This window comes from Arthrobacter sp. JDC6, from assembly GCF_056484025.1.
On record NZ_CM151278.1, the window covers coordinates 1,395,109 to 1,420,390 of the forward strand.

The window sequence follows — 25,282 nt, forward strand, 5'->3', positions numbered from 1 at the left end:
CTCGTGGCTCTAACTATTGGCATCGTCGGACTGCCCAACGTCGGCAAATCAACCCTCTTCAACGCGCTCACCCGCAACCAGGTCCTGGCCGCGAACTACCCGTTCGCCACCATTGAACCGAACGTCGGTGTAGTGAACCTCCCGGACCCCAGGCTCCAGAAGCTCGCCGGGATCTTCGGCTCGCAGCGTGTCCTGCCTGCCGCCGTGTCCTTCGTCGACATCGCAGGCATCGTCAAGGGTGCGTCGGAGGGGGAGGGGCTGGGCAACCAGTTCCTGGCCAACATCCGCGAGGCTGAAGCCATCGCCGAGGTTGTCCGGGTCTTCGATGACCCCGACGTGGTGCACGTCGACGGCAAGGTGGATCCCCGCTCGGACATGGAAACCATCAACACCGAGCTGATCCTCGCCGACCTGCAGACCATCGAAAAGGCCATCCCGCGGATCGAAAAGGAAGTCAAGATCAAGAAGCGGGAGGCCGCCGAGCTTGCGGCCATCAAGGCCGCGCAAGCGGTCCTGGAACGGGGTGACACCATCTACTCCTCCATCAAGAGCGACAAGCTGGAGATGGAGCACCTCAAGGAGCTGGGGCTGCTGACGGCCAAACCCTTCATCTACGTTTTCAATGCGGATGAAGCCATCCTGGGCAGCCCGGAAAAGCAGGAGGAGCTGCGCGCCATGGTGGCCCCCGCGGACTGCATCTTCCTTGACGCAAAGCTCGAAGCAGACCTCGTGGAACTCGACGAGGAAGAGGCCCGCGAGATGCTCGAGATGAACGGCCAGGACGAATCCGGCCTGGACCAGCTGGCGCGCGTCGGCTTCCACACCCTGGGGCTGCAAACGTACCTCACTGCCGGGCCCAAGGAAGCGCGGGCCTGGACCATCCGGCAGGGGGACACGGCACCGCAGGCCGCCGGCGTCATCCACTCCGACTTCCAGCGCGGATTCATCAAAGCCGAGGTGGTCTCCTTCAGCGACCTCGTGGAGGCCGGCTCCATGGCTGAAGCAAAGTCCCGCGGGAAGGTCCGCATCGAAGGCAAGGAATACGTCATGGCCGACGGCGACGTGGTGGAGTTCCGCTTCAACGTCTGACCGGCCGGACGGCTTATCCTGAGTCTGTAGGGCGTGATCGTGGCGACCCCGTCCCCTCCGGAGAGGGAAAACACAAGGAGGCGGCATGCCGGTCCGGCGTCTGATGCAGTTGCTCATCGCCGTATTGGCGGCTGCCCTGGTTCTTTCAGGCTGCTCAGGCACCAGTGCCCCCTCGGTGGTGGTGGGGGAGGCGAAGCGCGGCGGCAGCGTCACCGTGGCAGAAGTCAATGCGTTCTCCTCGTTCAACCCCTACAGCGCCGGCGGCAATACCGACATCAACTCCAAGATCGGTGCCATTACGCACTCCGGCTTCTACTACCTGGACGACAGCTCCAAAGTGGTCCGCAATGACAAGTTCGGGCACTTCGAGAAGGTCTCGGACCAGCCGCTCAAGGTGAAGTACACGGTCAACGAGGGCGTGAAGTGGTCAGACGGGGCCCCGATCGGCGCGGCAGACCTCCTGCTGGCCTGGGCTGCAGGATCGGGGTATTTCGACGACGTCGATCCAGCGGCCGGGAAGGGAACCAAATACTTTTCCGTCGCCTCGGACACCACCGGGCTGGCAGGCACCCTGTTCCCCGACATCGGTTCGGACGGCCGGTCCATCACCATCGAGTACGCCGCGCCCTACGCTGACTGGGAAGTGGCGTTCGACGTCGGACTCCCAGCCCACGTCGTTGCTGCAAAAAGTGGACTCAACGACGAAAAAGACCTGGTCAATCTCCTCAAGGACACGCCGCGGGGCAACCCGGAAAAGCCGGCCTCCAACCCGGCCCTCAAGAAGGTCAGTGACTTCTGGAACACCGGGTTCGACGCGAAATCCATTCCCGATGACCCCGCGCTGTACCTCTCCAGCGGCCCCTACATTGTCCGCGACATCGTGCCGGGTGTCTCCATGAAACTGGTCCGGAACCGGGACTACGTGTGGGGCGCCGAACCCTGGCTCGATGAAATCAACGTCAGGTTCACAGGGGCCGTGCCGGCAGCAGTCGACGCCCTGCGCAGCGGCCAGGCAGACATCATCTCGCCCCAGCCTTCGGCCTCAACGGACAGCCTCCTCAGCGGACTCTCCAGCCAGGGCATCACCGTTCAACGCTACAAGCAGTCCGGCTATGACCACCTTGATTTGAACTTCACCGGGACGTTCTCCGACAAGGATGTCAGGGAGGCCTTCCTGAAGACTGTGCCGCGGCAGGCGATCGTGGATGCGGTGGTGGGAACCCAGGACACCAAGCCGCTGGATTCGCAGGTGTTCCTCCCCGGCCAGCCGAAGTACGACGACACCGTGAAGAACAACGGGTCCGCCGACTACGCCAAGGTGGACATCGATGGTGCAAAGAAGCTCCTGAAGGGCGCCTCTCCCAGCATCCGCATCCTCTACAACCGCGACAACCCGAACCGGGCCAGGGCATTCGGCTTGATCCGCGATTCAGCCGCGCTGGCGGGATTCAAGGTGGTCGACGGCGGACTGGCAAGCGCCGACTGGCCCGCGGCGTTGAGCCGGGGCGGCTTTGAGGCCGCCCTCTCAGGGTGGATCGGGACCGAGGGAGGCGTCAGCAGGGTGCCACAGATTTTCCGCACCGGGGCAGGCAGCAACTTCACGGGATATTCCGACGGCGACGCGGACAAGATCATGGAACAACTCGCCGCCACGACGGATCTCGGCAAACAGGACGAGCTCCTGGCCGAGATCGACAAGCACGTCTGGGAGGACGCCTACGGGCTGCCCCTCTACCAAACCCTCGGCACAACTGCCTTCAACTCCAGGGTGGCCGGCGTGAAGACCAGTCCCGGCCCCCTCGGTGTGTGGTGGAACGTATGGGACTGGCGTCTGTCCTGACGCAGCCGCGTTTCCTTTAGGTCTTCCGGCCCTTGCGGGGAGCCGCGCCAGCCGATTCGCCGTCTGGCTTACTGGCGAGTAGCATGTGACGTGCCTAACTATCCACTGTGGCCTGGGGCATTTGACTGCGCCGGTCACGGTTTGGCAACGGAGTACCAGTATCTGGACTTTGTGCGGTTAGGCTAACCCGTATATGTAGGTTTCGTCACAGCGGTGAGCTGCTTCGGCCTGCGGGGAAGCACAAGATTCCCCTATACATCTCTCCCACAACTCATAGGAGGCGGAATGCGTTTTACGCGCACTTCCAAAGCACTGGGCATCGTGGCAATCGCCGCGCTTGCCCTGACCGGATGCGGCACCGGCGGCGGCGGCAGCAATGAGGGTGCCAGCAATGCTGCCGGCGATCCGAACAAGGTCATCACCGCCTACAGCAACGAGCCACAAAACCCGTTGCTGCCGGCAAACACCGGAGAGGTTTATGGCGGCCGCGTCGTCAACCTGCTCTTCGAAGGTCTCCGCAGCTACGACGCGAACGGCAAGGCAGTCAATGCGCTGGCCGAATCCATCGAGTCTCCCGACGCGCAGAACTGGACCATCAAGGTCAAGCAGGGCCAGAAGTTCACCAACGGTGAGGCCATCACGGCCAAGACCTTCGTCGACTCCTGGAACTTCGCCGCCAACTCGAAGAACCTGCAGCAGAACGGCTTCTTCTTTGAGTCAATCGAGGGCTACCCGGAAGTATCTGCGGTAACGTCCTCGACAGGTGCGGACGGCAAGAAGACCACCACTCCCGCGCCGACCGCCGACACGATGTCGGGCCTGAAGGCGACGGATGACTCGACCATCACGGTCAAGCTCGCCCAGCCTGAGGCCGACTGGTCCCTGCGCCTCGGTTACTCCGCCTTCTACCCCATGCCCTCCGCAGCACTGAAGGACCCCAAGTCCTACGGTGAGAACCCCGTGGGCAACGGTCCCTACAAGTTCGAGAAGCAGGGCTCCTGGGTCCACGACCAGTCCATCTCCCTGGTCAAGAACGCCGACTACAACGGCACCCGCCCCGCCAAGAACGGTGGCGTGACGTTCAAGTTCTACACCGATCCGGGCCCCGCTTACACGGACCTGCAGTCGGACAACCTGGACATCACCGACGTCCTGCCGTCCAACGCCCTGAAGACCTACGTCAACGATTTCCCGGACCGCAATGCCACCAAGGCTGTTGCCACCGACTCCACGCTGAACATCCCCGGTTACAACCCGAACTTCCAGGGTGAAGCCGGCAAGCTGCGCCGCCAGGCACTGTCCTACGCCATCAACCGCGAGGAAATCGCCAAGGTGGTCTTCAACGGCACCCGTACCCCGGCCAAGGCGTTCGCGCCGCCGGTCATCGACGGTTTCAAGGAAGGCCTCAAGGGCAGCGAAGTCCTGAAGTTCGACGCCGCCAAGGCAAAGGACCTGTGGGACCAGGCCAACAAGATCAAGCCGTACGACGACTCCAAGCCGCTCCAGATTGCCTCCAACACCGACGGCGGCAACAAGGAATGGATCGACGCCGTAACCAACGGCTTCAAGAACAACCTCGGCATCCAGGCTGAAATCCAGCCCTTCGCCAAGTTCGCCGAAGTCCTGAACCTGCGCAAGTCCCAGCAGCTTCCGGGCCTGACCCGCTCCGGTTGGCAGGGTGACTACCCGTCGCTCTACAACTTCCTGGGTCCGGTTTGGGCCACTGACGCTCCGTCGAACTACGAGAAGTACTCGAACCCCGAGTTCGACAAGCTCCTCAAGGAAGGCCTTGCCAGCAAGACCACCGACGAGGCAAACGCCAAGTTCAACCAGGCGCAGGAGATCCTGTTCCAGGACCTGCCCGGCCTGCCGCTGTGGGACCAGGCACGTCCGATCGTGTGGAGCAACAACATCACGAAGGCCGAAACCGGCTGGAACGGTGAAATTCTCTACTACGGCATCACCGCCAAGTAGTCCCAGATCTAACTTGCCGTAAGGCTGATGGGGGTTCCGGTCACGTCCGGGCCCCCATTGGCTTGCAAGCGGCAGGAAGGCATTCATGAACGCGTTTTCCCCTTTACCGGAAGGCAGGTGATCCTGTGATCCGGTTCATCCTGCGCCGACTCCTCCAGGTGATCCCTGTTTTCCTCGGCACTACCCTCTTGGTGTACTACATGGTGTTCGCCCTGCCGGGCGATCCCATCGCGGCCCTGTTCGGCGACCGCCAGCCCCCGCAGTCAGTCATCGACACCCTGCGCACCCAGTACAACCTGGACCAACCTTTCTGGGTCCAGTACGGACTGTTCCTCAAGAACCTCTTCACGTTTAACCTGGGCAATGACTTCACGGGGCAGCCGATTGCAGCCAGCCTCGCCCGCGTCTTCCCGGTGACGGCGATGCTCGCCATTGAGGCACTGGCCATCCAGGCCATCTTCGGCGTTGCCTTCGGCGTCTTCGCCGGCCTGCGCCGTGGTGGCTGGTTCGACTCCACTGTCCTGGTCGCCTCGCTGGTGGTCATCGCAGTCCCCACCTTCGTCCTGGGCTTCGTCTTCCAGCTCGTGTTCGGCGTGCAGCTTGGCTGGGCAAAACCCACCGTGGGCGCCAACGCCAACTGGGTCACCCTGCTGTTGCCGGCGGTGGTCCTTGGACTCGTGTCCTTCGCCTATGTCCTTCGCCTGACCCGTGCATCGGTCAGCGAGAACATGAACGCCGACTACGTGCGGACAGCCACCGCCAAGGGCCTTTCCCGGCCGCGGGTAGTGGTGGCGCACATCCTGCGCAACTCACTGATCCCGGTAGTGACCTACCTGGGCGCCAACCTTGGCGGCCTCATGGGCGGTGCCATTGTTACTGAAGGCATCTTCAACGTTCCCGGAGTCGGCAACAAGCTCTACCAGGCTGTCCTCCGCAGTGAAGGCCCCACCATCGTCTCCATCGTCAGCGTGCTGGTGCTGGTGTTCGTGGTGGCCAACCTGCTTGTCGATCTTTTGTACGCCTGGCTTGACCCGAGGATCCGCTATGACCAGTAATAACAGCCACTTCGTGGCCCCCATTGATGAGACCCCGCTGCAGGCCACTGACGCCGTGAAGGCGGACCAAGCCCCGCTCAGCCTGTGGGCCGATGCCTGGCGCAAGCTCCGGCGTCGTCCGCTGTTCATCATCTCGGCACTGCTCATCCTTGCCCTGATTGTGGTTGCGCTGTTCCCGGGCCTCTTCACGTCAACCCCGCCCAACGAGGGCTGTGAGCTTGCCAACTCCGAGGCAGGCCCCACCGCCGGGCACCCGTTCGGCTTCACCTTCCAGGGCTGCGACGTCTATTCCAGGGTCATCCACGGCACGCAGGCCTCACTTTCCGTGGGCCTGCTCTCGGTACTCTGCGTCCTGGTCATCGGTGTGACCCTCGGCGCCCTCGCCGGATACTACGGCGGCTGGATCGATGCCGTGCTGGCCCGCCTGGGCGACATCTTCTTCGCACTGCCGCTGGTGCTGGGCGCACTGGTGATCACGCAGCTCCCGCTGTTCCGCGAGAACAAGAGCGTATGGACCGTGGTATTCGTTATCTCGCTCCTGGCGTGGCCGCAAATGGCCCGCATCACCCGGGGCGCTGTCATCGAGGTGCGCAATGCGGACTTCGTCACCGCTGCACGGGCGCTGGGTGTCTCCAAGTTCGGCGCACTGATCCGCCACGTCCTGCCGAACGCCCTGGCCCCGATCATTGTCCTGGCAACGCTGGAACTTGGCGTGTTCATCGTTGCGGAAGCCACCCTGTCCTTCCTGGGCATCGGCCTCCCGCAAAGCATCATGTCCTGGGGCAATGACATTGCAGGTGCCCAGGCATCAATCAGGACCCGGCCGGAAATCATGCTCTACCCGGCCGCCGCGCTCTCCCTTACGGTGTTGAGCTTCATCATGCTGGGCGACGCCGTGCGTGACGCCCTTGACCCGAAGAGCCGTCAGCGATGAGAGATAAAGAGATGACAACTCCAGACGTCCGCATTGATGAGGCCGGCACCACCGGCGTCAGGCCGCTGCTCGAAATCCGTGACCTGGCCATCACCTTCAAGACCGGCGGCGGTGAAGTCCAGGCTGTCCGGGACGCCCACCTGACCATCATGCCGGGCGAAACCGTGGCAATCGTGGGGGAATCCGGCTCCGGTAAGTCCACCACTGCCTTGGCGGCCATCGGGCTCCTGCCCAACAACGGCAGGGTCTCCGGCGGCCAGATCCTGCTCGACGGCGAGGACATTGCCCACGCCAGCGAGCAGCGCATGATCGAACTGCGCGGCAACACCATCGGCATGGTCCCGCAGGACCCCATGTCCAACCTGAACCCCGTGTGGAAGATCGGTTACCAGGTGAGGGAAACTCTGAAGGCGAACGGCCGTCCCAGCGGGCCGGACGACATCGCCAAGGTGCTCTCCCAGGCAGGCCTGCCGGATGCCAAGCGGCGGGCCAACCAGTACCCGCACGAGTTCTCGGGCGGCATGCGCCAGCGCGCGCTGATCGCGATTGGCCTGTCCTGCCAGCCGCGCCTGCTGATCGCGGACGAACCGACGTCGGCCCTCGACGTCACCGTCCAGCGGCAGATCCTGGACCACCTGGAAACCATGACCAACGAGCTGGGCACCTCGGTCCTGCTGATCACCCACGACCTGGGCCTGGCAGCCGAGCGCGCGGACAAGGTCGTGGTCATGTACCAGGGCCGCGTCGTTGAAGCGGGACCGTCGCTGGAACTTCTCCGCAACCCGCAGCACCCCTACACCAAGCGGCTCGTGGAGTCCGCTCCGTCGCTTGCCAGCCGCCGTATCCAGGTGGCCAAGGAGCAGGGCGTGGAGACGGCGGACCTCCTTGCGCCCGCCGCTGAAACGGTGAAGTCCGATACCTTCCTGCAGATCCAGGACCTGCGGAAGGTGTACAAGCTCCGCCAGGGGCTGGGCAAGACCACGGACTTCGCCGCCGTCGACGGCGTGAGCTTCGACGTCCGGCGTGGCACCACGACGGCGATCGTGGGGGAGTCGGGTTCCGGCAAGTCCACAGTGGCCAAGATGGTGCTCCAGCTTGAGAAGCCGACGGACGGCAGGATCCTGTTCGACGGCGTCGACACCTCCGCCCTGAAGCCTGCCGAACTGTTCAAGTTCCGCAGGCGGGTGCAGCCGATCTTCCAGGACCCGTACGGTTCGCTCGATCCGATGTACAACATCTACCGCACCATCGAGGAACCGCTGCGGGTCCACAAGATCGGCGACCAGGCCAGCCGGGAAAAGAAAGTCCGGACGCTGCTGGACCAGGTGGCGCTGCCCCAGTCCGCCATGCAGCGGTATCCGAACGAGCTGTCAGGCGGGCAGCGGCAACGCGTTGCCATTGCCAGGGCGCTGGCGCTGGACCCCGAAGTCATCATCTGTGACGAGGCTGTCTCTGCGCTGGACGTGCTGGTGCAGGCCCAGGTGCTCAACCTGCTTGCCGACCTGCAGGCCAACCTTGGACTGACCTACCTGTTCATCACGCATGACCTTGCCGTCGTCCGGCAGATCGCAGACCACGTGTGCGTGATGGAGAAGGGCCGCCTGGTGGAAACCGGGTCCACGGACGACGTCTTCGAAGCGCCTAAGCAGGACTACACCAAAGCGCTGCTGAACGCCATCCCCGGTGCGAAGCTGATGCTTCCTCCTGAGGTGGCGTAGCGGAACGTTTTCGCTGAACGGCTTGAGCCGGGATCTTCGGGTCCCGGCTCAAGCTGTTTCACTGCTCCACTGCCGGTTTCCGGTCCAGTCCCAGTTCGCGCAGCCTGTGCTCAAGAATCCCACCGAGCGCCACACGGCCTTCGGCGTTCATGTGGACGGCATCCGCCAGGTCTTTCGCCAGTCCGTACCGGGTGAGCCAGTCGCCCACGGAAACAAAGGGAAGTCCGTTGGCTGCTGCCACGGCACCCAGCAGAGCGTCCACCTCGCTGCGGCGCCCACCGCCGTCGTTTGCTCCCCGCGCCAGGGTGCCTATCATGGCAATCCTCGTGCCGGGATAGCGGGTCCGCAGTTCGGCAAGCAACCGCTGGGCGTTTCCTGCGATCTGCGCGTCGCCGGCGCCCCCGGCGGCGTCGTTCCCGCCACCCTCAATCACGATCAGTGCCGGCGTTCCGGCGGGAAGCAGCCAGTCCCCGCGCTGCAGGGCATCGATGTAATTGCCCGTGGAGCCGTTCGCCGCCACGAAGCCTGTGCCGCCGCGGCCGCAGAAGTAGACGTTGTAGCCGGCAGCGGCGAGGCCCAGGCGCGGCCAGCCATCCGCGGGTTCCGACTGTGAATCGCCAATCAGCAGCACGGTCCTGCTGATGTCCGGAACCACCGCCTCGAGCCGTCCGTTTCCGGGATTGCGGATCCGGGACGTGGCCACCACGGCCGGTTTCGCTCCTGCGCCGCCGGCTTGCCCCGCGGCCGCCTGTCCGTCCGCCGGTTGGCCGGCTGCCGCCCGTGCCAGGCCGCCCTGGGGAGAGTCACCGGACAGCGCACAGCCGGCGAGTCCGAGCACTGCCGATACTGCGACCAGGCCGGACACAGCGGCGGCGGCAGCCCGGGCGGCACCCCGCGGTGTGCTGGCCTTGGCTGGGGGCATCGTTGTCTCCGGCGGTCTCGGAAGTGGGCTGTGTCACAGTCATCATGCCACGTACGCGGAAGTGGGAGTGAACTTAGTCACATGCCGGATCGGTTGGGCCTGATCGCGGCATTCCCGGCGCCGGCAAACCTGCCGGAATTTAGGCCAACAAATGGCTGGGCGGCTAGAATAGAGGAAGGCGCCCTGTGCCAAGGGCCTTGTCCGTCGTGCGTTCCAGTTGGAAATGTCGCGATACAACAGCTGACTCCACTGAATCGAGCCATTACGCATGTCTGAAACCACCACCAACACCGCGGTAGCCACTGCATCGCGCAGTGACCTGCGCAACGTCGCGATTGTGGCCCACGTTGACCACGGCAAGACCACCCTGGTCGACGCCATGCTCAAGCAGACCAACTCCTTTGCCGAGCACAACCACCTCGAGGACCGGGTGATGGACTCCGGTGACCTGGAGCGCGAAAAGGGCATCACCATCCTGGCCAAGAACACTACGGTGGCCTACAACGGTCCGTCTTCCAACGGCGAGACCATCACCATCAACGTCATCGACACCCCCGGCCACGCCGACTTCGGCGGCGAGGTGGAGCGCGGCCTGTCCATGGTGGACGGCGTCGTCCTCCTCGTTGACGCTTCTGAGGGCCCGCTGCCCCAGACCCGCTTCGTGCTGCGCAAGGCCCTTGCCGCGCACCTTCCCGTGATCCTGCTGGTCAACAAGACCGACCGCCCCGATGCCCGCATCGACGAAGTGGTCCACGAGTCCATGGACCTGCTCCTGGGCCTGGCCTCCGACCTTGCCGACGAGGTGCCGGACCTGGACCTGGACAAGGTCCTGGAAGTTCCCGTTGTCTACGCCGCCGCCAAGGTTGGCCGCGCATCGCTGGAGCAGCCCGCCAACGGTGCCGCCCCGGACAACGAGGACCTTGAGCCGCTGTTCAAGACCATCATCGAACACATCCCGGCTCCCACCTACAACCCCGAAGGTGTCCTGCAGGCGCACGTCACCAACCTGGACGCTTCCCCGTTCCTGGGCCGCCTGGCGCTGCTGCGCATCTACAACGGCACCCTGCGCAAGGGCCAGACAGTTGCCTGGGCCCGCGCCAACGGTGAACTCAAGAACGTCAAGATCACCGAACTCCTGGCCACCAAGGCGCTGGACCGCGTTCCGGCGGAATCCGCCGGACCGGGCGAAATCGTCGCCGTCGCCGGCATCGAGGAAATCACCATCGGTGAGACCCTGACCGACGCCGAGAACCCGCAGCCGCTGCCGCTGATCACCGTGGACGATCCCGCGATCTCCATGACAATCGGTATCAACACCTCGCCGCTGGCCGGCAAGGTCAAGGGCGCCAAGGTCACCGCCCGCCAGGTCAAGGACCGCCTGGACAAGGAACTGATCGGTAACGTCTCCATCAAGGTGCTCCCCACCGAGCGTCCGGATGCCTGGGAAGTCCAGGGCCGTGGCGAGCTGGCGCTGGCCATCCTGGTTGAGCAGATGCGCCGTGAAGGCTTCGAACTGACCGTTGGCAAGCCGCAGGTTGTCACCAAGACCGTTGACGGCAAGATCCACGAGCCGATGGAGCACATGACCATCGACGTGCCCGAGGAATACCTGGGCGCCGTCACGCAGCTGATGGCTGCCCGCAAGGGCCGGATGACCAACATGGCCAACCACGGCACCGGCTGGTGCCGCATGGAGTTCATCGTTCCCGCCCGCGGCCTGATCGGCTTCCGCACCCGGTTCCTCACCGACACCCGCGGCGCCGGCATCGCAGCGTCCATCTCCGAAGGCTACGAGCCCTGGGCCGGCCCCATCGAGTACCGCACCAACGGCTCCATGGTTGCTGACCGTGCCGGTGTTGTGACCCCGTTCGCCATGATCAACCTGCAGGAACGCGGCTCCTTCTTCGTGAAGCCCACCTCCGAGGTGTACGAGGGCATGATCGTGGGCGAGAACTCCCGCGCCGACGACATGGACGTCAACATCACCAAGGAAAAGAAGCTCACCAACATGCGTGCCGCTTCCTCCGACACCTTCGAGAACCTGACCCCGCCGCGCGAGCTCACCCTCGAGGAATCGCTGGAATTCGCCCGCGAGGACGAGTGCGTCGAGGTGACCCCGGAAGCCATCCGCATCCGCAAGGTCATCCTGGACACCAACGAGCGCGCCAAGGCCAACCGCGCCCGCGCCAAGGCATAGCAACGCCTGAACGCCAAGAATGCCACCGGTACTGCACCGGTGGCATTCTGCGTTAAGCCAGGCGGCGCTGCCAACCCCGGCCTCGATGCGCAGGGACGGCGTGGGCGCACTGGGCGCCTACTTCGGCGCCAGGGTCCGTTCTCCACATAGCCGTTTCCACCACCTGCGGACGCTCGCCGCGAGGCGCAGGCTTCATCCATGCGAACTATTTCTGAAGCGCTGGCTGCCTTGGGCGGCGTTGCGGGCACCCGAACACTGTTACTGGCCGGCGTCTCCCGCCGATGCCTGGAAGCCGGACTATCAGACGGCTGCGTCCAAAGGATCGCCCGCGGCGTATTCGCCCTTCCGGATGCTGACCCCGTGCTTGTCCATGCGGCGCGCCATCACGCCGCACCTGGTTGCGTCACGGCCGCAGTGGCTTCCGGGTTATGGGTGATCAAGGTTCCGGATAGGCCGCATCTTGCCGCTCGCCATGGCAGGCCAATAGCCGGCTGTGTGGTGCACCGCAGCGACCTTCCGTTGACTCCTCTGGACGTCGTCTGCCAGTCTCTCCGCTGTCTGCCCCCTCTTGAGGGACTGACTATCGCGGAGTCCGCCGTCAAGAAGGGCCAAATCCAACTCGCGGAGCTGCGGGCGCGGTTTCCGGCCGCCCGTGAAAAGGCCCTGCTGAACCTGGTTGGCAGAATCCGACCCCAGTCCGGCTCCATCATCGAAACCATCGCCCGGTATCTGCTTGAAGAAGCGGGGCTTACAGTCGAGTTGCAGGTGCACATTCCTGGCATGGGCCACCTGGATCTCCTTGTTGATGGGCTGCTGGGCATTGAGGCGGACGGCTATGCCCATCACAGCAGCCGGGAGGCCTATCGGGAAGACAGGCGGCGTTGGAATGTCACCGTCATCAGGGGTGTCCCAACTCTCCGGGTGACGTTCGAGATGCTGGTCCGCGACCCCGCGGAGTTCGTTGGAATCGTCCGTAAGGCACTTGCCATGTACGGGACGGCGCGATGAAGCCCGGGATCAGCGCGCAGGAGCAGTCCGGGCGCACCGGGAGCGGCAGTCAGCGCACGGCCGGGCGGCGCGGGGGAGCAGGCGGGACCTCCTTGGCGGCCACCACCTGCCCAAGGGGAATAACGACGTCGGCCTGCCGGGTGCGGACTGTACAGGAACCGGCGTCGCAGGCCAGCAGGTGACCCAGGGCGTCCGTGAGGCCTCCTTCGATCCGGTAGCGCACCACCACGCGGATGCCGGGCGCAGCCGAGGCAAGGAAGCGGGCGGGTGCGGGTAGTGGCTGACTCACCAGTTCATACTAGGTGCGCCGGCTAGGTTCGCGGGAACGGGCTGGGGGATAATAGGCTCAGATGTCAACAGTCCGGCCGTGCTGCCGGATGCAAGAGCCGGCGGGAAGCCGGAACCCAACGTGGAGAGGCCAGGGACGTGACGTACGTAATCGCGCAGCCGTGTGTGGATGTTAAGGACAAGGCATGTATTGAGGAGTGCCCGGTCGACTGCATCTATGAGGGCGAGCGTTCGCTGTACATCCATCCGGACGAATGCGTTGACTGCGGCGCCTGTGAACCGGTGTGCCCGGTGGAGGCCATCTACTACGAGGATGACACCCCCGAGGAATGGGCCGACTACTACAAGGCCAATGTTGAGTTCTTCGATGACCTCGGGTCCCCGGGTGGCGCGGCCAAGGTCGGCAACACGGGCAAGGACCACCCCATGATCGCCGCCCTGCCGCCGCAGAACCAAGACCACTGACGCGGACGCAAGCCGTGACCGCAGCAACGAATTCGTTTGGCCTGGACCTGCCCGACTACCCGTGGGAGGCCATGGCGCCGTACCTGGCGAAGGCTTCGGAGCATCCCGGCGGAGCCGTGAACCTGTCGATCGGGACACCCGTCGATCCCACGCCGCAGCTGATACAGGATGCACTGAAGGCGGCCGCGAATGCCCCGGGATATCCCACGGTGCACGGCACCCCGGCGCTCCGGGAAGCCATTGCGGGCTGGTTCGAGCGCCGGCGCGGCGTGTCCGGCCTTGATCCCCGGAACATCATGCCCACGGTGGGGTCCAAGGAACTCGTTGCGTGGCTTCCGCTGCTGCTGGGCCTCAAGCCGGGGGACGTCGTCGTACGCCCCAAGGTGGCCTACCCGACGTACGATATCGGCGCCACCCTCGCAGGCGTCACCTCCGTGGCAACGGACAACCTGGACGAACTCGATGACGCCACCCGCTCGCGCGTCCGCCTCATCTGGGTCAATTCCCCCGGGAACCCCACGGGAAGCGTCCGGGGCATCGAATCCCTCAAGGCGCTTGTGGAACAGGCGCGTGAGCTGGGTGCCGTGGTGGCCTCGGACGAATGCTATGCCGAACTCGGATGGGGGAACTGGGACGTCCAGCGCGGCGGCCGGCGCGTTCCCAGCATCCTGGACCCGCAGGTGGCGGGCGGCTCCCACCAGGGCCTGCTTGCCGTGTACTCGCTGAGCAAGCAGTCCAACCTCGCCGGCTACCGCGCGGCATTCGTGGCCGGTGATCCGGACCTGATGCCCAACCTGGTCAACAGCCGCAAGCACGCGGGCATGATTGTCCCTTACCCGGTCCAGGAGGCCATGCGCGTGGCCCTGGGGGACGACTCCCACGTCGAGGCCCAAAAGGACCTGTATAGGGGCCGGCGGGAGCGGCTGGTGCCCGCCCTGCTGGACTTCGGCCTGGAGATCAAGGATTCCGACGCCGGCCTGTACCTTTGGTCGACGGCGGGGGAGGACACGTGGGACACGGTGGCCCGCCTGGCTGACCGCGGCATTGTGGTGGGACCCGGCGTCTTCTACGGGGACGCCGGCAACGGCTATGTCCGCGTTGCCCTCACCGGATCCGACGAGCGGATCGATGCGGCCGTGGCACGCCTGGCCGGATCAGGCTCCTAAGGGTACGTAATAATCGTGTGACTCGCCCCACATCAGGCGCGTTTTAGGGTGCATTTGACGGCTGCGGATTAGTGACACCCGCCAAGGGGCGGTACTTTTTAAGTGACTATCAATGGTGGCTTTCTACAAGAAGGCAGCCCGGGTGTTGGAACCTGTCTCCTCAGGCTTCGTGCGCGGCTCACCTGATGTTGGATCAAGCTTTCGACAGAGGCCCAGAAGCCTCATGAAGGGGACTCCATGACTGAGACCAACAATGCTGCGACCCTGCTCCACGCAGGTGGCGAGCTGAAGCTCCCGCGCATCCAGGTTGTTGAAGGGAACGAGGGTTACGACGTCTCCAAGCTGCTGAAGCAGACCGGTGCCGTAACCTTCGACCCCGGCTTCATGAACACCGCAGCAACCACCTCGGCAATCACCTACATCGATGGCGATGCGGGCATCCTGCGCTACCGCGGATACCCCATCGAGCAGCTGGCGCAGCACTCCAGCTTCCTTGAGGTGTCCTACCTGCTGATCTACGGCAACCTGCCCACGCCCACCGAGCTGGACGAGTTCGACCAGAAGATCCGCCGCCACACCCTGCTGCACGAGGAGCTCAAGGGCTTCTTCGGCGGCTTCCCCCGCGACGCGCACCCCATGCCGGTGCTGTCCTCGGCCGTGTCCGCGCTGTCCACGTTCTACCAGGACTCGCTGGACCCGTTCAACGCCGAACAGGTGGAGGTCTCCACCATCCGGCTCATGGCCAAGCTGCCGGTCATCGCCGCCTACGCCCACAAGAAGTCCATCGGCCAGCCCATGCTGTACCCGGACAACTCGATGAACCTGGTGGAGAACTTCCTGCGCCTCAGCTTCGGCCTGCCCGCCGAGCAGTATGAGCTGGACCCGGTCATCGTCAAGGCCCTGGACCTGCTCCTCATCCTCCACGCTGACCACGAGCAGAACTGTTCCACTTCCACCGTGCGCCTGGTGGGCTCCTCCAACGCCAACCTCTTCGCGTCCGTTTCCGCGGGTATCAACGCCCTCTTCGGCCCGGCCCACGGCGGTGCCAACGAGGCCGTGCTCAAGATGCTCCGCCAGATCCAGGCCGAGGGCCTCAAGCCCGAGGACTACATGGAGAAGGTCAAGAACAAGGAAGACGGCGTCCGCCTCATGGGCTTCGGGCACCGCGTGTACAAGAACTACGATCCGCGCGCCAAGATCGTCAAGGCCACGGCGCACGAGATCCTCAGCAAGCTCGGCGGCAACGACGAACTGCTGGACATCGCCATGCGGCTGGAAGAGAAGGCGCTTAGCGACGACTACTTCATCCAGCGCAAGCTCTACCCGAACGTGGACTTCTACACCGGCCTGATCTACAAGGCCATGGGCTTCCCCGAGAAAATGTTCACCGTCCTGTTCGCCATCGGCCGCCTGCCCGGCTGGATTGCCCAGTGGCGTGAAATGATCAGCGATCCCAACACCAAGATCGGCCGTCCGCGCCAGCTGTACATCGGCGAGCCGGAGCGGGACTACCCGGTCCGCTGAAACCGGCCATAACGACGGCGGCCGCCCACCTTTCCAAGGTGGGCGGCCGCTTCGCGTTGTGCCACATTCAAGGGGACTACGAGGCGTAGCCTTGGGGGTTGTTTTTCTGCCAGCGCCAGTGGTCCTCGCACATCTGGTCCACCGTCTTGGTGGTGGACCAGCTCAGGTCCGCCAGGGCGGACGTGGCGTCGGCCCAGAAGGCGGGCAGGTCCCCTGCCCGGCGGCTGGTGATTTCGTAGGGGATGGGCTTGCCCACAGCCTTCTCGAAGGAGCGCAGGACCTCCAGAACGGAGGAGCCCTTGCCGGAGCCGAGGTTCCAGCGGAAGACGCCCGTCCGGCCGGCAATGTGGTCCAGTGCCGCGACGTGCCCTGCCGCCAGGTCCACCACATGGATGTAGTCGCGCAGGCAGGTGCCGTCCGGGGTGTCGTAGTCGCCGCCGAAGACCATGAGCTTCTCGCGGCGGCCCACCGCCACCTGGGCGATGAAGGGAACCAGGTTGTTGGGGATGCCCTGGGGATCTTCGCCGATGCGTCCTGAGGGGTGCGCGCCCACCGGGTTGAAGTAGCGCAGCAGTGCTATGTGCCAGCGGGAGTCGGCTGCGCCAAGATCGGAGAGGATGTCCTCGATCTGTTCCTTGGTGCGCCCGTAGGGGTTGTTGGCGCCGATTTCCATCTTTTCCACATAGGGGATGGGGTTGTGTTCGCCGTAGACGGTGGCGGACGAGCTAAAGACAATGGAGCGGACGTCGTGCCGGTCCATGACGCGGATGAGGTTGAGCGTGCCCACCAGGTTGTTGTAGTAGTACTTGAGCGGCTGCTGCACCGATTCGCCCACGGCCTTGAGCCCGGCGAAGTGGATGACGGCGTCAATGCCGGCGCCGGCGAAGACCTTGTCGACGGCGGCCTCGTCCACCAGGTCGACGTTGTGGAACTCCGCGGTCTTGCCGCTGAGCTCAGCCACGCGGCGCAGTGACTCCTCGCTGGAGTTGACCAGGTTGTCGATGACGGCCACGTCGTGGCCGGCTTCCTGCAGGGAAAGAACAGTGTGGGAACCGATGTAGCCGGTACCCCCTGTGACCAAGATTTTCATGCCTCAACGCTATCCCACGGGAAGCGGTCCCCGCCCCTGCGTCCCGGATGGCGGGCGTCGACCTGACGGTGGAGGCGGCAGTGGAAGCACAAGTGTGCTAATAAGAATGGTGCCCAAAATAGTAGACGCGGATGCCCGGCGTCAGGATGTTGTCCAAGCGGTTCTGCGCATCATCGCCGTCGATGGGCTGGAACGTGCCTCGCTGCGCGAAGTGGCGGACGAGGCCGGCCTGGCAGTCGGTTCCGTCCGGCACTACTTCGCTGGCAGTGATGAACTGCTGGCCTTCTCGTTCGGCACCGTGGTGGACCGGGTGGTCGGCAGGCTGGAGGCACTGCTGCCGGGCGTGCAGGAGGCTGCCCAGGCCAGCCCTGAACAGCGGCAGGCGGTTCTGACCCTCCTGGGCGGCATGCTTCCGCTGGATGAGGAATCAGCTGTGGAGGCCTGCGCCTGGCTTGCCTTCAAGAACGCGGCGCGGATCAGGCCGTTCCTTGCCGCCGAGGCCGACCGCAGCCACCGCGAGGTGGCCGCCATCGTGGGCGTAGTGGTTGCATCCCTGCTCCCCGAAGATGAACCGCAGGAGAACCTGGTGGTGGAGGCGGAACGCCTTCTGGCCACCCTGGACGGCCTGTGCATGCATGCCCTGCTGCAACCGGGCTGGATGACAGCGCAGATGTGCCGCGACGTGCTTGAGCGGCACCTGGACGGACTGGCACGGTAGGCGCCCGGGTCCAATCCTGCACTACCGGGAACTGGCTGCGGGAATAGACTGATAGCCGGGTACTGCAGAGCGGGTCATGCCGCCCGGCATGGGAAGGCCAGGGAAGGACTTTGGATGCATCACGCAAGCGGTTCAGGGTGGCAGATCACCACCGACACGTCCGGGCCAATGATGATCGCACTGTACGTCCGGGATGCGGCCGGCTTGAACGGAGTGGGACAACCGATGCTGTCCCATGCGTCGCCGAAGGTCCGTTCGGCTGACCACTCCCACCTGACGGCCGACGTTGGTGGCATCAGCGCGCTGAAGACCGAGTGGGAGGCCTGGTGGGAGCAGCTGCTGAAGGCCCATCCGCACACATCGCCGGAACTCTCCCCGCCCAGTTTTGACGCGTTCGGCAACTCTCCGGCCCTGCAGCGGGTCCTGCAGGCCCATTTCGGCTCCGCCCTCACTTGGGCCAGGGAGCGCAGGAGCGAATACGCCGAGCTCGAGGCCGAACGGGTGGCCTCCGGAACGGACCAGCTGCTTGAGGACATGGTGGACGACAGGCTGATGGAAGTGGGGCGGGACTCGCGGGACTTCAAGCTGACCATCATCGAGCTGCCGCTGGACGAGCAGCGGGCCTGGTACCTGGAGCCCGACAAGATCATCATGAGCCAGGATTTGATGGGGCAGCCGGACCTCCTCCGCAGCTACGTACAGCCGGTGCTGGAAATCCTGGTCTAGCCGCCCTTAAGGCAGGACGACGGCGGCCCTTCAGCTGCCGCCGTCGTCCTGCCGTACGGTGATGCGCACCTGTCCCTCCGGGGCCCCTGAAGCCTGCCATCCGTCCCCATCGGGACGGTGCCAGGTCCGGCCTGCCACCTCCACCTGGGTGACGGCCAGGTCCTTGGCGTTGGCAACCGCCCACTGGGCAACCGACCATGCCAGCGCGCCGTCGGCGTCCACCACCAGGGTGGCGCCGTCAACCTGTGAGTCCACGCCGCCGTAGGCCTGGTCCAGGTCGGTGGCCACCGATGCTGTTGTCCCGCCGGCCGCCGGGGAGCGGAGCGTGCACTGCACTCCGGCCGGCGTCTGTCCGGTGAGTCCGGAGGCAAAGGCCCGGCCCATGTCCTCGTGCTGGGCATATGCCTTGGGGTAGGCCGACTTCTGGACCCGCTGAGCTGCATCGGTGATGTCGAGCGCCTCGTAGCCCGGAATTTTCACCAGCGCGTCATAGAAGGCATTAACGGCATAGTAGGGGTCCATGATCTCGGCCTCCGTGCCCCAACCCTGGGACGGACGCTGCTGGAAAAGCCCCCGCGAGTCCGGACCGGCCTGGTCGCCGTGCCCGATGTTGCGCAGCTTCGACTCCTGCATGGCAGTGGCGATGGCAATGGTGGCGGCGCGCGCCGGCAGTCCCCGCCTGACGGCCGCCGCCGTAATCAGCGCGGCGTTGGCCGCCTGGTCCGGCGCAAGTTCACCGGTCCGGTTGCCGGCCGCAGCGGTGCAGCGCTCCGAAACGAGGGTTTCGGAACGCTGCACGAAGAACACTGCTGTGTAAATTCCGCCCGCTGCCAGTGCGAGGGTGAGCAGCAGCACCGCCAGGCGGCGCAGGCCGCGTCTGCGTGCCACGAAGGGATCAGTTGGCGTGCAGGGCGTCGTTCAGTTCAACGGTCTGGCCCTTGCGGGGCAGGGCCTCCACCGCCCCCGTGGTGGAGTTGCGGCGGAACAGCAGGTTGGGCACGCCGGAGAGTTCGGCGGCCTTGACGATCTTGGTGGTGTCATCGCCCACCTCGTCCTTGGGGCCCGGAACGCGGACCCGGGTGCCTGCCGTGACGTAAAGCCCGGCTTCCACCACGGAATCATCCCCGATGCTGATGCCCACGCCGGAGTTCGCACCGAGCAGGACGCGCTCACCGATGGTGATCTTTTCCTTGCCGCCGCCGGACAGGGTGCCCATGATGGAGGCGCCGCCGCCAACATCGCTGCCGTCGCCGGCCACGACACCTGCGGAGATACGGCCTTCCACCATGGAGGTGCCCAGGGTGCCGGCGTTGAAGTTGACGAAGCCCTCGTGCATGACTGTGGTGCCGGCGGCGAGGTGCGCGCCCAGGCGGACCCGGTCGGCGTCGGCAATCCTGACGCCGGAGGGGACCACGTAGTCCACCATGCGCGGGAACTTGTCCACGCCGTAGACGGTGACGGCGCCCCGGCGGCGAAGCCTTGCGCGTGTCAGTTCGAAGCCCTCGACGGCGGCCGGGCCGAAGTTGGTCCACACCACGTTGGGAAGCTTGCCGAAGATGCCGTCCAGGTTGATGGTGTTGGGCTGGACCAGGCGGTGCGAGAGGAGGTGGAGGCGGAGGTAGGCGTCCGCGGTGTCCGCCGGGGCTTCATCGAGGTTGATCTGGACAAAGACCACCTTCTGCTCGGTGCCGCGGTCCTCGTCAGTGCCGTTCTCGGCGATCTGCACCAGGATTTCATCCGCGTTGTCCACCGTGCGGAGGTTCTCCGCCGCAACTCCCAGTGCCGGCGCGGGGAACCAGACGTCCAGGACGGTGGCGTCGCCGGTGGCAATGGTGGCTACGCCAAAACCGTAGGCGGAACGGTCATCAGCGTTGGAGGTCAGGGTTTCGGGCACGGCAGAGGAAGCGGTCTCAGTCATGTGCTCCAGTCTATCGAGGGCGGGGCATGGGGTTCGAACTAGACTGGCTTCGTGACTGCTGAAACCGCCCCAGACTCTTCCGTGTCCACCCTTGACCTCCGCCAGGACGTGGCGCTGCTGACCGCAGCGCTCATGGACATCAACAGCGTGTCCGGCAATGAAAAGCAGCTCGCGGACGCCGTCGAGTCCGCCTTGCTCGGGATTCCCCAGCTGGCCGTGGTGCGCGACGGCGACGCCATCATCGCCCGGACCGAACTTGGACTCGCTGAGCGTGTGATCCTTGCCGGCCACCTGGACACAGTGCCGCTTCCGCTCACCGAAGGATCCCGGGGCACCGTTCCCTCCAGCTGGGAATCGGGTGTTCCGGGCGAGGGCGTCCTGTATGGCCGCGGGGCCACGGACATGAAGGGCGGGGTGGCGGTCCAGCTCGCACTGGCGGCAGGATTGTTCGACGGCGGCGCGCAGCCCAAGCGGGACGTCACCTTCGTCTTCTATGACCACGAGGAAGTGGAGGCCGTGAAGAGCGGACTGGGACGCCTGGTCCGCAACCACGGCGACCTGCTGAAGGGGGACTTCGCCATCCTGCTGGAACCGACGGACGGCACGGTGGAGGGCGGCTGCAACGGCACCAGCCGATTCGAGGCAAGCACGGTGGGGGAGGCCGCCCACTCGGCCCGCGCCTGGATGGGCAGCAACGCCATCCACGCCGCGGCACCGATCCTTGCCCGCCTGGCTGCCTACGAACCCCGGACCATCAATGTCGACGGGCTCGATTACCGGGAAAGCCTCAACGCGGTGAAGATCAACGGCGGCACGGCCGGGAACGTCATCCCGGACCGCTGCGTCGTCGAGATCAATTACCGGTTCGCCCCGGACAAGACGCCGGACCAGGCCGAAGCCCACGTCCGGGAGCTGCTGGCGGGCTTCGACGTGGTCCGCACCGATGCCGCCGCCGGCGCGCGGCCCGGACTGCAGCACCCGGCTGCCGCCTCGTTCGTGGCCGCCGTGGGAGCCGAGCCCAAGCCCAAATACGGCTGGACCGACGTCGCCCGCTTCAGTGAGCTGGGCATCCCGGCGGTGAACTTCGGCCCGGGGGACGCGCTGCTGGCGCACAAGGACGACGAGCACGTCCACGCCGACGCCATCCGCAAGTGCCTGGCCGCCCTGCAGAGCTGGCTCGCTGCCTGACGGTCCACGAACAGGAAAGGTCCGGAACTCCCCACGGGAGCTCCGGACCTTTCCTGTTGTGGGCTCTTGGAAGCTACGGAGCCGCAGCTTCCAAAACATCGGGTTCGGCCTTCGCCATGCCCCCGGCTGCCTTCTTGGAGCCGCGGCGCTCGATCCACACGGCAAGCCGCGAGACCGAGATGTTGATGGCGATGTAAATGGCCGCCGCCACGAAGAAGATGGGGAACAGGTACTGCGTGCCAAGGAAGTCCGCCATGACCTGCACCGCGCGCAGCAGCTCGCCGTACGCCACAATGTAGCCCAGCGAGGTGTCCTTCAGCAGCACCACCATCTGCGCCACGAGGGACGGCATCATGCGGCGGATCGCCTGCGGCAGCTCGATCAGCATGCGGGACTTGTAGCTGGTGAGGCCGATGGCCAGGCCGGCTTCCCGTTGTCCCTTGGGCAGGGACTGGATGCCGGCGCGGATGATCTCGGCAAAGACCGCAGCGTTGTACAGCACCAGGCCGGCCACGACGGCAATGAACGCCGAGGTGCCGAACCCGAGCAGGATGAAGAGCATCATGAGGACCACGGGCATGCCGCGGAGGAATTCCAGGATGATCCTCATGGGAATCCGGATGAATGCGGCATCCGAAATGCGGAGCAGGCACAGCAGCAGGCCCAGCGGGAACGCGATGACTGCCGCCAGTGCGGCTGCGGAGAGCGTGGACCCCAGCCCTTTACCGAGCAGCTGCCACACGTCGCCGCGGGTGAAGATTTGCCAGCGGCGCGCCTCGAAGATGCCCTGCTGGGCGAGGATCGTGACCACCCAGGCCAGCAGGCCGAGAATCAGCAGGCCGCCGATGATGGAGGCAATGAGGGAGACCCGGCGCGCTTTGGGGCCGGGGACGTCGTAGAGAACCGAGCTCATCGGGCAATCGCCACCTTTCGTTCCACCGTGTTGGCGAGGATTCCCAGCGGAACGGTGAGGAGCAGATAGAAGAACGCAGTGCCCAGCAGGACGGTGATGACGGCGTCGCCGTTGGCGTTGGCCAGCTGGCGGCCGTAGCCGAACAGCTCCAGGACGAAGAAGGCGCCGGCCACCGAAGAGTTCTTGACGAGCGCGATCAGGATGTTGATCAGCGGCGGGATCACCGTCCGCAGGGCCTGGGGGAGGATGATGAGCGAGAGCACCTGGCCGAACTTCATGCCGATGCTGCGCGCTGCCTCGGCCTGGCCGACAGGCACGCTGTTGACACCTGAGCGGACAGCTTCGGCGATGAACGCGGCGGTGTAGGTGCTGAGGGCGATGATCGCGGCGATCTCGAACTGTTCGAACTTGACTCCGATACGGGGGAGCACGACTGCTGCAAAGAAGAACGCGATGGTCAGCGGGGTGTTGCGGAGGACTTCCACGTAGACGGTGCTGAAACCGCGGAGTGCCGCAACCGGGGAGACGCGTGCCGCGGCCAGCAAAGTGCCAAGGATCAACGCGAAGATACCGGAGACGACGGAAAGGAAAAGAGTGCGGAGAAAACCCTCCCAGTACAGGGGCAGGTTTTCAAAGATGACGTCCATAAGATCCTTCGGCTGTAAGCGTGGACGGATTGAAGGCTGTGCTGCCGGGGCCGTTGAGGGGCCCCGGCAGCATGGCGGACGCTACTTAGTAACGGTTGATGGCCGGGAGGCTGGGCGCGGTCTTGATGACCGAACCTGCGGTGGCTTCCCACGCCTTCTTGTACGAGCCGTCCTTCCCGAAGGATTCCAGCTGGTCGTTGATCCAGTTGCGGAACTCGGTATCACCCTTCTTCAGGCCGATGCCGTAAGGCTCCTTGGTGAAGGTTTCCTCTGAGGCGAGCTTGAAGGCATCCGGCTCCTTGTCAACGAAACCGGCGAGGATCACGTTGTCCGTGGTGACGGCTTCAACCTGCTTGTTGCGAAGCGGCTCCAGGCAGGCGGAGTAGGTGGCGGCCGGAACCAGTTCCGCGCCGTACTTGTCCACGATGGTGGCGGCCGGGGTGGAGCCCGTCACGGAGCAGACCTTCTTGCCCTTGACGTCCTCGGGCTTCTTGATGGAGTCGTTGTCCTTGTTCACCATGAGGGCCTGGCCGGCTTCGTAGTACGGGCCGGCGAAGTCGACAACCTGCTTGCGCTTGTCGCTGATGGTGTAGGTGGCAATGACCAGATCCACCTTGCCCTGCTCAATGAAGGGCTCGCGGTTGGCCGAAACGGTCTCGGACCATTCGATCTTGTCCGCGGCGATGCCCAGCTTGGCGGCGATCAGCTTGCCGATTTCAACGTCGAAACCGACGGGCTTGCCGTCCAGGCCAACCTGGCCGAACAGTGGCTGGTCGAACTTGGTGCCGATCTTGATGGTGCCGGCGGAGGACAGCTTTGCCATGGTGGTTCCGGCAGCGAACGACGGCTTCTCAACGGGGCTGGGGTTGCTGGAGCCACCCGAGTCTCCGCCGCCACAGGCGCTGAGGGACAGGGCGAGGGCAGCGGTGGCCGCCACGACGAAGGATTTCCGCCTGGACATAAATGCCTTCATGACATTCCTTTCATTGGTGGCCGTGGGTTTCCGGCCTGGATGCGAACTGACGTGTGATGGTTCGAATAAATCAGTGGGTGAGGAGCTTGGACAGGAAGTCCTTGGCGCGGTCGCTCTTCGGGTTGGTGAAGAATTCCTCCGGGGTGGCGTCCTCGACGATCTGGCCGTCCGCCATGAACACCACGCGGTCGGCGGCCTTGCGGGCGAAGCCCATCTCGTGCGTGACCACAATCATGGTCATGCCTTCCTTGGCCAACTGGACCATGACGTCCAGGACCTCGTTGATCATTTCGGGGTCCAGTGCGGATGTGGGCTCATCGAACAGCATGACCTTCGGCTTCATTGCCAGGGCGCGGGCAATCGCCACACGCTGCTGCTGGCCGCCGGAGAGCTGGGCCGGCAGCTTGGGCGCCTGGTGGCCCACGCCCACCCGTTCGAGCAGGGCCATGGCGTCCTTTTCCGCGGCCGCCTTGGACACCCCCTTGACCTTGATGGGCCCCAGGGTCACGTTCTCGAGGATCGTCTTGTGGGCGAAGAGGTTGAAGGACTGGAAAACCATTCCGACGTCGGCACGGAGCTGCGCGAGCTCCTTGCCTTCCTCGGGGAGGACTTTCCCGTCGATGCTGATGGTTCCGCCCTCAATGGTTTCCAGGCGGTTGATGGCCCGGCAGAGGGTGGACTTACCGGATCCCGAGGGTCCGATGACCACAACAACCTCGCCCTTGCGGACCTGCAGGTTGATGTCCTTCAAAACGTGCAGCTGGCCGTAATGCTTGTTTACGGCGTTCAGGGAGACGAGGGCATCGCCGGGCACATGAGTAGTCATAGGAACGAATCTAGCGAAGAACCGTGCGTTATGACGCCAATCACCCCAAGTTCCTGCTGATCGTGATTCAAGAGATACCTGGAGTGGGAGGTTAGCCTAGGGG

Annotated in this window: 23 protein-coding genes; 14 read left to right on the top strand and 9 right to left on the bottom strand. The window is 64.8% G+C overall.

The window, feature by feature from the left end:
* Positions 1-3 precede the first annotated feature (3 nt).
* The 6 genes from ychF (at position 4) to ACV095_RS06585 (ending at position 8,610) form a co-directional block, all read left to right on the top strand.
* Positions 4-1,089 carry a redox-regulated ATPase YchF gene (ychF, locus tag ACV095_RS06560; RefSeq protein WP_223992185.1) on the top strand — a complete coding sequence of 362 codons (1,086 nt, stop codon included), beginning with the start codon at positions 4-6 and terminating at the stop codon, positions 1,087-1,089.
* A gap of 85 nt (positions 1,090-1,174) precedes the next feature.
* Positions 1,175-2,929, top strand: coding sequence for an ABC transporter family substrate-binding protein (locus tag ACV095_RS06565; protein WP_478223148.1), 1,755 nt, complete (start codon positions 1,175-1,177; stop codon positions 2,927-2,929).
* Positions 2,930-3,214: 285 nt separating this feature from the next.
* A complete protein-coding gene (locus ACV095_RS06570) occupies positions 3,215-4,903 on the top strand; it encodes a peptide ABC transporter substrate-binding protein (protein WP_223992180.1) in 1,689 nt (562 codons plus the stop codon).
* A 125-nt stretch (positions 4,904-5,028) separates the two neighbouring features.
* Complete coding sequence (locus ACV095_RS06575; RefSeq protein WP_141181986.1) at positions 5,029-5,958, top strand: ABC transporter permease; 930 nt, start codon at positions 5,029-5,031, stop codon at positions 5,956-5,958.
* Positions 5,948-6,892 carry an ABC transporter permease gene (locus tag ACV095_RS06580; protein WP_478223149.1) on the top strand — a complete coding sequence of 315 codons (945 nt, stop codon included), beginning with the start codon at positions 5,948-5,950 and terminating at the stop codon, positions 6,890-6,892. The genes ACV095_RS06575 and ACV095_RS06580 overlap by 11 nt, the downstream gene beginning before the upstream one ends.
* 11 nt (positions 6,893-6,903) lie before the next feature.
* On the top strand, positions 6,904-8,610 hold the full coding sequence (locus tag ACV095_RS06585) for a dipeptide ABC transporter ATP-binding protein (protein ID WP_018768612.1): 1,707 nt from the start codon (positions 6,904-6,906) through the stop codon (positions 8,608-8,610).
* A gap of 58 nt (positions 8,611-8,668) precedes the next feature.
* Here the strand turns inward: ACV095_RS06585 and ACV095_RS06590 are convergent, their stop codons facing one another.
* On the bottom strand, positions 8,669-9,532 hold the full coding sequence (locus ACV095_RS06590) for an SGNH/GDSL hydrolase family protein (protein ID WP_223992167.1): 864 nt from the start codon (positions 9,530-9,532) through the stop codon (positions 8,669-8,671).
* Positions 9,533-9,800: 268 nt separating this feature from the next.
* Here ACV095_RS06590 and typA point away from each other — a divergent pair, with 268 nt between their 5' ends.
* Together typA and ACV095_RS06600 are read left to right on the top strand one after the other, a co-directional pair.
* A complete protein-coding gene (typA, locus tag ACV095_RS06595; RefSeq protein ID WP_018768610.1) occupies positions 9,801-11,729 on the top strand; it encodes a translational GTPase TypA in 1,929 nt (642 codons plus the stop codon).
* A gap of 432 nt (positions 11,730-12,161) precedes the next feature.
* Positions 12,162-12,737 carry a hypothetical protein gene (locus tag ACV095_RS06600; RefSeq protein WP_134163756.1) on the top strand — a complete coding sequence of 192 codons (576 nt, stop codon included), beginning with the start codon at positions 12,162-12,164 and terminating at the stop codon, positions 12,735-12,737.
* Positions 12,738-12,786: 49 nt separating this feature from the next.
* On the opposite strand, the gene ACV095_RS06605 is transcribed toward ACV095_RS06600, so the two are convergent.
* Complete coding sequence (locus ACV095_RS06605; RefSeq protein WP_043424755.1) at positions 12,787-13,026, bottom strand: putative acetyltransferase; 240 nt, start codon at positions 13,024-13,026, stop codon at positions 12,787-12,789.
* A 137-nt stretch (positions 13,027-13,163) separates the two neighbouring features.
* Here ACV095_RS06605 and fdxA point away from each other — a divergent pair, with 137 nt between their 5' ends.
* From fdxA to ACV095_RS06620, 3 genes are all read left to right on the top strand, one after another.
* Positions 13,164-13,490, top strand: coding sequence for a ferredoxin (fdxA, locus tag ACV095_RS06610; RefSeq protein WP_026265673.1), 327 nt, complete (start codon positions 13,164-13,166; stop codon positions 13,488-13,490).
* Between the two features lie 14 nt (positions 13,491-13,504).
* The gene (dapC, locus tag ACV095_RS06615) at positions 13,505-14,656 is read left to right on the top strand and encodes a succinyldiaminopimelate transaminase (RefSeq protein ID WP_478223150.1); all 1,152 of its coding nucleotides are present in this window, start codon (positions 13,505-13,507) and stop codon (positions 14,654-14,656) included.
* A gap of 237 nt (positions 14,657-14,893) precedes the next feature.
* Positions 14,894-16,180: a citrate synthase gene (locus tag ACV095_RS06620; RefSeq protein WP_018768605.1), complete on the top strand. Its 1,287-nt coding sequence runs from the start codon at positions 14,894-14,896 to the stop codon at positions 16,178-16,180.
* Positions 16,181-16,256: 76 nt separating this feature from the next.
* On the opposite strand, the gene galE is transcribed toward ACV095_RS06620, so the two are convergent.
* Positions 16,257-17,270, bottom strand: coding sequence for a UDP-glucose 4-epimerase GalE (galE, locus tag ACV095_RS06625; RefSeq protein WP_144599992.1), 1,014 nt, complete (start codon positions 17,268-17,270; stop codon positions 16,257-16,259).
* A gap of 109 nt (positions 17,271-17,379) precedes the next feature.
* On the opposite strand from galE, the gene ACV095_RS06630 reads away from it, so the two are divergent.
* Positions 17,380-17,988, top strand: a complete 609-nt coding sequence (locus ACV095_RS06630; RefSeq protein ID WP_134163900.1) for a TetR/AcrR family transcriptional regulator — start codon at positions 17,380-17,382, stop codon at positions 17,986-17,988.
* Positions 17,989-18,102: 114 nt separating this feature from the next.
* Entirely contained in the window at positions 18,103-18,714 is a 612-nt protein-coding gene (locus ACV095_RS06635) for a hypothetical protein (RefSeq protein WP_018768602.1), read from the top strand.
* 30 nt (positions 18,715-18,744) lie between these two features.
* On the opposite strand, the gene ACV095_RS06640 is transcribed toward ACV095_RS06635, so the two are convergent.
* Positions 18,745-19,602, bottom strand: coding sequence for a hypothetical protein (locus tag ACV095_RS06640; protein WP_018768601.1), 858 nt, complete (start codon positions 19,600-19,602; stop codon positions 18,745-18,747).
* Positions 19,603-19,609: 7 nt separating this feature from the next.
* Positions 19,610-20,632 carry a 2,3,4,5-tetrahydropyridine-2,6-dicarboxylate N-succinyltransferase gene (dapD, locus tag ACV095_RS06645; RefSeq protein ID WP_478223151.1) on the bottom strand — a complete coding sequence of 341 codons (1,023 nt, stop codon included), beginning with the start codon at positions 20,630-20,632 and terminating at the stop codon, positions 19,610-19,612.
* Between the two features lie 51 nt (positions 20,633-20,683).
* Here dapD and dapE point away from each other — a divergent pair, with 51 nt between their 5' ends.
* Positions 20,684-21,820: a succinyl-diaminopimelate desuccinylase gene (gene dapE / locus ACV095_RS06650; protein ID WP_224084008.1), complete on the top strand. Its 1,137-nt coding sequence runs from the start codon at positions 20,684-20,686 to the stop codon at positions 21,818-21,820.
* A 73-nt stretch (positions 21,821-21,893) separates the two neighbouring features.
* Here dapE and ACV095_RS06655 read toward each other — a convergent pair whose 3' ends face one another.
* The 4 genes from ACV095_RS06655 to ACV095_RS06670 form a co-directional block, all read right to left on the bottom strand.
* Complete coding sequence (locus ACV095_RS06655) at positions 21,894-22,733, bottom strand: amino acid ABC transporter permease (RefSeq protein WP_018768598.1); 840 nt, start codon at positions 22,731-22,733, stop codon at positions 21,894-21,896.
* Positions 22,730-23,380, bottom strand: a complete 651-nt coding sequence (locus ACV095_RS06660) for an amino acid ABC transporter permease (protein WP_018768597.1) — start codon at positions 23,378-23,380, stop codon at positions 22,730-22,732. The genes ACV095_RS06655 and ACV095_RS06660 overlap by 4 nt, the downstream gene beginning before the upstream one ends.
* 85 nt (positions 23,381-23,465) lie before the next feature.
* Positions 23,466-24,353: a glutamate ABC transporter substrate-binding protein gene (locus ACV095_RS06665; RefSeq protein WP_018768596.1), complete on the bottom strand. Its 888-nt coding sequence runs from the start codon at positions 24,351-24,353 to the stop codon at positions 23,466-23,468.
* Positions 24,354-24,423: 70 nt separating this feature from the next.
* Entirely contained in the window at positions 24,424-25,179 is a 756-nt protein-coding gene (locus ACV095_RS06670) for an amino acid ABC transporter ATP-binding protein (RefSeq protein WP_026265670.1), read from the bottom strand.
* Positions 25,180-25,282 lie beyond the last annotated feature (103 nt).

Bases quoted from the DNA above. Each gene is read 5' to 3' on its own strand.
- ACV095_RS06565 (WP_478223148.1), top strand. From the start codon at position 1,175: ATGCCGGTCCGGCGTCTGATGCAGTTGCTCATCGCCGTATTGGCGGCT.
- ACV095_RS06570 (WP_223992180.1), top strand. From the start codon at position 3,215: ATGCGTTTTACGCGCACTTCCAAAGCACTGGGCATCGTGGCAATCGCC.
- ACV095_RS06580 (WP_478223149.1), top strand. From the start codon at position 5,948: ATGACCAGTAATAACAGCCACTTCGTGGCCCCCATTGATGAGACCCCG.
- ACV095_RS06585 (WP_018768612.1), top strand. From the start codon at position 6,904: ATGACAACTCCAGACGTCCGCATTGATGAGGCCGGCACCACCGGCGTC.
- ACV095_RS06590 (WP_223992167.1), bottom strand. From the start codon at position 9,532: ATGCCCCCAGCCAAGGCCAGCACACCGCGGGGTGCCGCCCGGGCTGCC.
- typA (WP_018768610.1), top strand. From the start codon at position 9,801: ATGTCTGAAACCACCACCAACACCGCGGTAGCCACTGCATCGCGCAGT.
- ACV095_RS06620 (WP_018768605.1), top strand. From the start codon at position 14,894: ATGACTGAGACCAACAATGCTGCGACCCTGCTCCACGCAGGTGGCGAG.
- galE (WP_144599992.1), bottom strand. From the start codon at position 17,270: ATGAAAATCTTGGTCACAGGGGGTACCGGCTACATCGGTTCCCACACT.
- ACV095_RS06635 (WP_018768602.1), top strand. From the start codon at position 18,103: ATGCATCACGCAAGCGGTTCAGGGTGGCAGATCACCACCGACACGTCC.
- dapD (WP_478223151.1), bottom strand. From the start codon at position 20,632: ATGACTGAGACCGCTTCCTCTGCCGTGCCCGAAACCCTGACCTCCAAC.
- ACV095_RS06655 (WP_018768598.1), bottom strand. From the start codon at position 22,733: ATGAGCTCGGTTCTCTACGACGTCCCCGGCCCCAAAGCGCGCCGGGTC.
- ACV095_RS06660 (WP_018768597.1), bottom strand. From the start codon at position 23,380: ATGGACGTCATCTTTGAAAACCTGCCCCTGTACTGGGAGGGTTTTCTC.
- ACV095_RS06665 (WP_018768596.1), bottom strand. From the start codon at position 24,353: ATGAAGGCATTTATGTCCAGGCGGAAATCCTTCGTCGTGGCGGCCACC.
- ACV095_RS06670 (WP_026265670.1), bottom strand. From the start codon at position 25,179: ATGACTACTCATGTGCCCGGCGATGCCCTCGTCTCCCTGAACGCCGTA.